Source organism: Microbacterium sp. 69-10, assembly GCF_001897945.1.
Lineage (GTDB): Bacteria > Actinomycetota > Actinomycetes > Actinomycetales > Microbacteriaceae > Microbacterium.
This window is the reverse complement of record NZ_MKRT01000007.1, coordinates 14,142-21,747: the sequence shown is the minus strand read 5'-3', so window position 1 is coordinate 21,747 and position 7,606 is coordinate 14,142. Positions and strand designations below refer to the sequence as shown.

6 protein-coding genes, 1 pseudogene and 1 riboswitch are annotated in these 7,606 nt (G+C 72.5%); all 7 genes and pseudogenes read left to right on the top strand.

Going from position 1 to position 7,606, the window contains the following annotated elements:
• Positions 1 to 173, top strand: a pseudogene (locus BGN97_RS03115) (phenylalanine--tRNA ligase subunit alpha); the annotation flags it as partial.
• Positions 173 to 2,698 (top strand): phenylalanine--tRNA ligase subunit beta, encoded by a 2,526-nt coding sequence (gene pheT, locus BGN97_RS03110; protein ID WP_292697958.1) that lies wholly within the window; start codon positions 173 to 175, stop codon positions 2,696 to 2,698. The pseudogene BGN97_RS03115 and the gene pheT, both read left to right, overlap by 1 nt.
• A 153-nt stretch (positions 2,699 to 2,851) precedes the next feature.
• Complete coding sequence (locus BGN97_RS03105; protein ID WP_363331393.1) at positions 2,852 to 3,346, top strand: pyridoxamine 5'-phosphate oxidase family protein; 495 nt, start codon at positions 2,852 to 2,854, stop codon at positions 3,344 to 3,346.
• Positions 3,343 to 3,771: a cupin domain-containing protein gene (locus BGN97_RS03100; protein ID WP_292697956.1), complete on the top strand. Its 429-nt coding sequence runs from the start codon at positions 3,343 to 3,345 to the stop codon at positions 3,769 to 3,771. The genes BGN97_RS03105 and BGN97_RS03100 overlap by 4 nt, the downstream gene beginning before the upstream one ends.
• 87 nt (positions 3,772 to 3,858) lie before the next feature.
• The gene (locus tag BGN97_RS03095; protein ID WP_292697954.1) at positions 3,859 to 4,851 is read left to right on the top strand and encodes a reductase; all 993 of its coding nucleotides are present in this window, start codon (positions 3,859 to 3,861) and stop codon (positions 4,849 to 4,851) included.
• Between the two features lie 79 nt (positions 4,852 to 4,930).
• A riboswitch (TPP riboswitch) is annotated at positions 4,931 to 5,024 on the top strand.
• The gene (gene thiM / locus BGN97_RS03090) at positions 5,016 to 5,864 is read left to right on the top strand and encodes a hydroxyethylthiazole kinase (RefSeq protein WP_292697952.1); all 849 of its coding nucleotides are present in this window, start codon (positions 5,016 to 5,018) and stop codon (positions 5,862 to 5,864) included. It overlaps the preceding riboswitch by 9 nt.
• Positions 5,861 to 7,606 (top strand): bifunctional hydroxymethylpyrimidine kinase/phosphomethylpyrimidine kinase (thiD, locus tag BGN97_RS03085; protein ID WP_292697950.1); only part of this gene is annotated, 1,746 nt, incomplete at its 3' end. The genes thiM and thiD, both read left to right, overlap by 4 nt.

Genomic DNA, 7,606 nt, shown 5'->3' with positions numbered 1-7,606 from the left:
TGGTCAACCCGAACGTGCTGCGTGCGGCGGGCATCGACCCCGAGGTGTACAGCGGTTTCGCGTTCGGCATGGGTGTCGAGCGGGCGGTGATGTTCCGCAGCGATGTGAAGGACATGCGCGACATGGCCGAGGGCGATGTGCGTTTCAGCGAGCAGTTCGGGATGGTGGTGTGATGCGCGTTCCGATCTCCTGGCTGCGCGAGTACGTCGAGGTGGCCGCGGACGCCACGCCGGAGGACGTCCTGGCATCCTTCGTGTCGGTGGGGTTCGAGGAGGAGGACATCCACCGCTTCGAGATCTCCGGTCCCGTCGTGGTCGGGCGCGTGCTCTCGGCGGAGCCCGAGCCGCAGTCCAACGGCAAGACCATCAACTGGTGCCAGGTGGACGTGGGCGAGGCGAACGGCGGCGTACGCGGCATCGTCTGCGGAGCGCACAACTTCGTCGCCGGTGACAAGGTCGTCGTGACCCTGCCCGGCGCCGTGCTGCCCGGCCCGTTCCCCATCGCGGCTCGCAAGACCTACGGTCACGTCTCCGACGGCATGATCGCCTCGGCCCGCGAACTGGGCCTGGGCGACGAGCACGACGGCATCATCGTGCTGTCGACGCTCGGTCTGGACCCCGAGGTCGGCACGGATGCCATCGAGCTGCTGCACCTGAACGACTTCGCGGTCGACATCAACGTGACGCCCGACCGCGGTTACGCGTTCTCGCTGCGCGGGGTCGCCCGCGAGTACTCGCACGCCACCGGAGCCGCCTTCCGCGACCCGGCGGAGCGCGACTTCGCCGAGCTGCAGCCCGGATCCGGCTTCTCCATCTCGGTCGATGACCGGGGCCCGATCCGCGGCAACGTCGGCGCCCGCGAGTTCGTCGCCCGCGTGGTGCGGAACGTCGACCCGTCGCGCCCGACCCCGCCGTGGATGATCGCGAGGCTGGTCCTGGCCGGCATGCGCTCGCTGGGCGTGCTGATCGACATCACCAACTACGTGATGCTCGAACTCGGCAACCCGGTGCACGGCTACGACCTCGACAAGCTGCAGGGCGGCATCGTCGTGCGCCGCGCCGAGCAGGGCGAGCGGATGACCACGCTCGACGGCCAGGACCGCGCGCTGCACACCGAGGACCTGCTCATCACCGACGGCTCAGGCCCGATCGGCCTGGCAGGCGTGATGGGAGGCGGCACCACCGAGATGAGCGGCACCACGCGCAACGTGCTGATCGAGGCGGCGACCTTCGACCCGGTCACGATCGCCCGCACCGCGCGACGTCACAAGCTGCCCAGCGAGGCGTCGAAGCGCTTCGAGCGCGGCGTCGACCCGCTGATCCCGTTCGTCGCGGCCCGCCGCGTGGCCGACCTGATGGTCGAGCTCGCCGGCGGCGAGCTGACCGACGAGGGCGGCGCGCTGTTCGCCGACGTCGACATCGCCGGCATCGACCTGCCCCGGGGCTTCGCACAGGGCGTGATCGGCGTCGACTACACCGACGACGAGGTGACCGGCGCGCTGGAGATGATCGGCGCCGAGGTCACCGCGACCGACCCTTCGTCGAGCTCGGGGACCGGCGGATGGTTCGTCATCCCGCCGAGCTGGCGCCCCGACCTCACGGACAAGTGGACGCTCGTGGAGGAGGTCGCCCGCATCCACGGTCTCGACCGCATCCCGTCCGTCCTGCCGACCCCGCCCTCCGGCCGGGGCTACACGCCGCTGCAGCAGGGCCGCAAGCGCGTGGCGGACGCCGTCGCCGCGGCGGGCTTCGTCGAGACGCCGGCGTTCCCGTTCACCACCGAGGAGCAGAACGATCTGCACGGCTCCGCCAGCGGTGAGCATCTGCCCAGCATCCGCCTGGCCAACGCCCTGGACGGGCAGGCCGCGTACCTGCGTCGCTCGCTGCTGCCAGGGCTCCTGCAGACCGCGCACCGCAACATCTCTCGCGGTCTCGTGGACCTGGCGATCTTCGAGACGGGACTCGTGTTCACCCCTGAGGCGGGCGTGACCTACGGCACCGACTTCGTTCCGCCGCTCGCGCAGCGGCCGAGCGATGAGACGCTGGCGCAGCTGAACGCGGCGATCCCGCCGCAGCCGCGGAACATCGCGGTGCTGCTGACCGGCAACGTCACCCCGCGCCAGCCCGGGCGCGCTGCCGAGTACGCGAGCCTGGGCGACGTCCTGCACGCCGTGCAGGTGATCGGCGTGGCGGCCGGCGTCGACATCGACGTCGTCCAGACGCAGCGCGCGGCCCTGCACCCGGGGCGCGCCGGCGCCCTGAGCGTGCGCGGCGAGGAGATCGGCTACGTCGGCGAGCTGCACCCGCAGGTCGCGGCGGACGCCGACCTGCCCGGTCGCGCCGTGGTGCTCGAGCTCGATCTCGACCGCCTGCTCACCCTGGCGGGGGAGCGCGTGGTCGTGGAGTCGCTGTCGACGTTCCCGGCCGCGACGCAGGACGTCTCGCTGGTCGTGGATGCCGCAGTGCCGGCGTCCGAGGTGCGTGCCGCCCTGGTCGAGGGCGCGGGCGAGCTGCTCGAGTCGGCGACCCTCGTCGACGACTACCGCGGCGAGGGCGTCGAGGCCGGGCGCAAGAGCCTCAGCTTCGCGCTGCGCTTCCGGGCATCCGACCGCACGCTCACCGCGGCCGAGGCGACCGAGGCGAAGCTCGCCGGGGTGGCCGTCGCGAACGAGCGCTTCGGCGCCGCGATCCGCGACTGATCCGCATGCAGACGCCGCCGCATTCCGCACCGGGATGCGGCGGCGTCTGCGTAGGCTCGAGGTCATGACCGACGCCGCGTGGCTGCGCAGCATGCGCACGCTCTCCGGGGACGCCCCGGCATTCGACCCCGCCCAGGCCCGGCCGATCCGGTCGTGCTGTTCCGGGACTGGCTGGCGGAAGCCGTCGCACGCGGCGTCGCCGAGCGGCACGCGATGACGCTGGCGACCGTGGACCCTGACGGGCTGCCGGACTCGAGGACCCTGATCCTGAAGGACTTCAGCGACACAGGCTGGTCCTTCGCCGGGCATCGGCGCTCCGCCAAGGGCATCCAGCTCGCCGCGCATCCGGTCGCGGCGCTCTCGTTCTGGTGGCAGCCGCTGGTCCGCGCCGTGCGGGTGCGCGGCAGCGTGCATGAGGCATACGCGGAGGAGTCCGCGGCGGATCTCGCCGCTCGCTCGCCCGCGGCCCGCACCGGGATCGCGGCAGGCGACTGGGTGCTGTGGCGCGTCGTGCCGGAGCGCATCGAGTTCTGGCAGGGCGCGCAGGACCGCGACCATCTCCGGCTGGTGTACCGCCGGGGCGAGCAGGGCTGGATGCACGCGGTCGAGCGCACGGAGAACGGATCGGAAGAGAAGGAGATGCGATGAGCGACTACCAGGTGACCGAGATCGGCGCGCTGGAGGACTGGCGCGCGTTCCACGGCGGTTTCGACGAGGCGCGCTCGCGCGACGGCCGCCGCGTCGTCGACCACGAGCTGACCATGCAGTACATCGGCATGACGGCGAACGCCCTGGTCCCGGGCGAGGAAGCCGGTTACTGGCACGTGCACGAGAAGGTCGAGGAGCTGTACGTCTTCCTCGCCGGACGGGGCCAGATGGGGTTGGACGACGATGTCGTCGACGTGGCGGAGGGCACGGTCGTGCGCGTGAGTCAGGGCGTGTGGCGCACCTGGCGTGCGCTGCCGGACAGCCCGGGCGAGCTGCGCTGGCTCTGCATCCGCGCCGGCGGCGAGCACCTTCCGCACATGCCCGACGACAGCCGTCGCGACCCCGACCGTCCGATGCCGTGGTGAGAGCCCTGCTCTCACCACGGGCGGCATCGCATCCGCTGACAGCGGAAGGCCTTCCCTCTCGGCCCGTCCGAATGCTGTCATGGCGTCATGACTCAGGTGCTGGTGCTCGGCGGAACCGGGTGGCTGTCGGGCCGGATCGCTCGGAAGTGGCGGGACGCCGGGGCGGAGGTGACCTGCCTCGCGCGGGGCGGACGACCAGCCCCGGAGGGGACGGTGCTGCTGCGCGGGGATCGCGATGATCCGGCGGTGTACGACCGGCCGGGCGAGCAGCACTGGGACGAGGTCGTCGACATCTCCTCCCGGGCACGGCACGTGCGCGAGGCGGTCGCGGCGCTCGGCGACAGCACCGCGCACTGGACCTACGTCTCGTCGATGTCGGCGTACTCCGACGACACGACCGTCGGGCTCGACGAATCCGGGCGACTGCACGAGCCCGCGCAGGAGGGCGACGAGTACGAGTACGGCGCGGAGAAGGTGGCCGCCGAGCAGGCCGTGAGCGCACTAGGGGAGCGGGCGTTCATCGTCCGGCCCGGTCTGATCGTCGGCGAGGGGGATCCCAGCGACCGCTTCGGCTATTGGGCGGCGGCGTTCGACCGCGCGGGGACCGATCCGGTGCTGGTCCCCACGCTCGCCGGCAGGTACACGCAGGTGATCGACGTCGACGACGTCGCCGAGCTGCTGGTGAGCGGGAGCGGGCACGGGATCGTCAACGCGATCGGCGACGCCCGGCCGCTCGTCGACGTGCTGAGCCGCATCCGCTCCGCCACCGAGCACACCGGGGAGCTGCTCGAAGCCTCCGACGAGTGGCTGCGCGGGCACGACGTGGACTACTGGATGGGAGAGCGCTCCCTGCCGCTCTGGCTCCCCGCAGACATGCCCGGTTTCGCCCGCCGGGACAACGCCGCGTACAAGGCATCCGGTGGTCGCCTCACGCCCATCGACGAGACCATCCGGCGCGTGCTCCAGGACGAGCGCGCCCGCGGGCTCGATCGCGTACGCCGCGCGGGACTGACCCGCACGGAGGAGCAGGAGCTCATCGGTCAGCTCGTGCGGGCCGACGCCGATCCCGCCGACGACTGAGCGACCGGATCCGGGCCCCCGATGGCGGGCGCCGACGTCACCGGGCGCTCTGCCGGTGACGCTCTTCGCTAGACTCGCGACCAGTGACACGGGGTGCCGCATCCGCGGCTGAGAACAGACCCGTCGAACCTGATCTAGTTCGTACTAGCGAAGGGATGTCGCGAATGAGCGATCCTCTGCGTCCTGCATCCGCCACCGGCCTCGTCAGCGAGGCGGCCGACCTGCTGGGGGCGCTGCGCGCGGCGCCGCCCCTCACCCACTGCATCACGAACGCGGTGGTCACCGGCTTCACCGCCAACGTGCTGCTCGCCGTCGGCGCGGCTCCGGCGATGGTCGACATCGTCGGCGAGGCCGGGATGTTCTCGGGCATCGCCTCGGGCGTGCTCGTCAACCTCGGCACGCCGACACCCGAGCAGCGCGCCGCGAGCCTCGAAGCCGTCACCGGCGCGAACGCAGCGGGCACGCCATGGGTGCTCGACCCCGTCGCGATCGGGGCGCTGCCGATCCGCACTGCTCTCGCGCACGAGCTCGCGCAGCAGCGCCCGACAGCGATCCGCGGCAATGCATCCGAGATCCTCGCGCTCGCCGGTCTCAGCGCCGGTGGTCGCGGCGTCGACGCGACCGACACGACGGATGCCGCAGCCGACGCCGCCCGCGCGCTGGCGCACCGGCACGGCAGCGTCGTGGCCGTGTCCGGTCCGGTAGATCTCATCACCGACGGGGAGCGTGTGCTGCGTCTGGCGAACGGCGACGAGCTGCTCACCCGGGTGACCGGCGGCGGCTGCGCTCTCGGCGCGGTGATGGCGGCCTTCCTCGGCGCCGCCCGCGGCACCGGCGCGGATGCCCTGATCGCCGTCGCGGCGGCGAGCCTCGTCTACACGATCGCCGCGGAGCGAGCGGCGGCACGCTCCGCGGGACCAGGCAGCTTCGCCGTCGCGCTGCTCGACGACCTCAGCGGCCTCCGGCCCGAGGACATCGCCGGCGCGGCCCGCATCGAGGCGGAGGAGCTGTGAACGCCGACCTCTCGCTGTACCTCGTCACCGACCCGACACTGTGCGGCGACCGCGGGGTGTCCGAGACCGTGCGTCTGGCCGTCGACGGCGGCGCCCGCATCGTGCAGCTGCGCGACAAGGAGGCGACGGATGCCGAGACCGTGACCCGGCTGATCGAGCTGTCGCGCGTCATCGACGGACGCGCCCTGCTCGTGGTGAACGACCGGCTCGACGCGGCGATCGCCGCCCGCGAGGCCGGCGCTCGCGTCGACGGCGTGCACCTGGGACAGGGCGACGCATCCGTGCTCCGCGCCCGCGCCGAGCTCGGCCCCGATGCGCTGATCGGTCTCACCGCCAACAGTCCTGAGCATCTCGAGGCCGTGCTCGCGCTTCCGGCGGGCACCGTCGACTATCTCGGGGTCGGCGTGATCCGCCCGACCAGCACCAAACCCGACCACCCGCCGGCACTCGGGACGGACGGCTTCCGCGCGTTCGCCGCCGCCAGCCCGCTGCCGTGCGTCGCGATCGGCGGCGTGGGCATCGACGACATCGAGGAGCTGCGGGATGCCGGCGCGGCGGGCCTCGCCGTCGTCTCGGCGCTGTGCGCGGCCGAGGACCCCGCGCAGCGCGCCGCCGAGTTCGTGAGCCGCTGGCGCGCCGCCGGCGTGCCACGCGTGCTCAGCATCGCCGGCAGTGATCCGTCCGGCGGTGCGGGCGTTCAGGCCGACCTGAAGTCCATCGCCGCGAACGGCGGCTACGGCATGGCCGCGCTCACCGCTCTCACCGCCCAGAACACGCAGGGGGTCCGGGGCGTGCACGTGCCGCCGCCTGAGTTCCTGCGCGAACAGCTCGACGCGATCTCGGACGACGTCGTCATCGACGCGGTGAAGGTCGGGATGCTCGCGAACACGGAGGTCATCCGCGTCGTCGCCGACTGGCTCGACACCGCGCGTCCGCCGATCGTGGTCATCGACCCCGTGATGATCGCCACGAGCGGCGACCGGCTGCTGGACGCCGAGGCCGAGCGGGCGCTGGGCGATCTGCTGCGACGCGCCGACGTGGTGACCCCGAACCTCTCCGAGCTGGGCGTGCTGACCGGTCGCGAGCTCGGCGGCTGGGACGACGCGCTCGCCGCGGCATCCGTGCTCTCCGCCGCGATCGACGCGCAGGTGCTCGTCAAGGGCGGACACCTCGAGGGCGCTGATGCGCCCGACGCGCTCGTCGGACGCGGCCCGATCGTCGAATTCCCCGGCGCTCGCATCGACACCGCGAACACGCACGGCACGGGATGCTCGCTGTCCTCGGCGCTCGCCACCCGTCTGGCGCGCGGCGAGTCTCCCGCAGCCGCCGTCGCCGCATCCCGGGACTGGCTGCGGGAGGCGCTGCGCACGAGCGACGAGCTGCGCGTCGGTCGCGGACACGGCCCCGTCAACCACTTCGCCGGGCTGTGGCGACGCGGCGGCCTCGAGACGGCACCGGTGGCCGAGGACATCCGCTCGGAGTGGTGGCGGAGCATCGCGGGCATCCGGCGCGACATCGACGAGCTCCCGTTCATCCGCGCCCTCGCCGACGGAACCCTCGATCGCGAACTGTTCCTGATCTACCTCGCCCAGGACGCCCTGTACCTGCGCGAGTACGCACGCGTGCTGGCGGAGGCCGCCCGTCTCGCCCCCACCCCCGAGGAGCAGGCGTTCTGGGCGGAGTCCTCGCACGGCTCGATCGCCGGTGAACTCGAGCTGCACGCCACCTGGCTGACGCCCGAG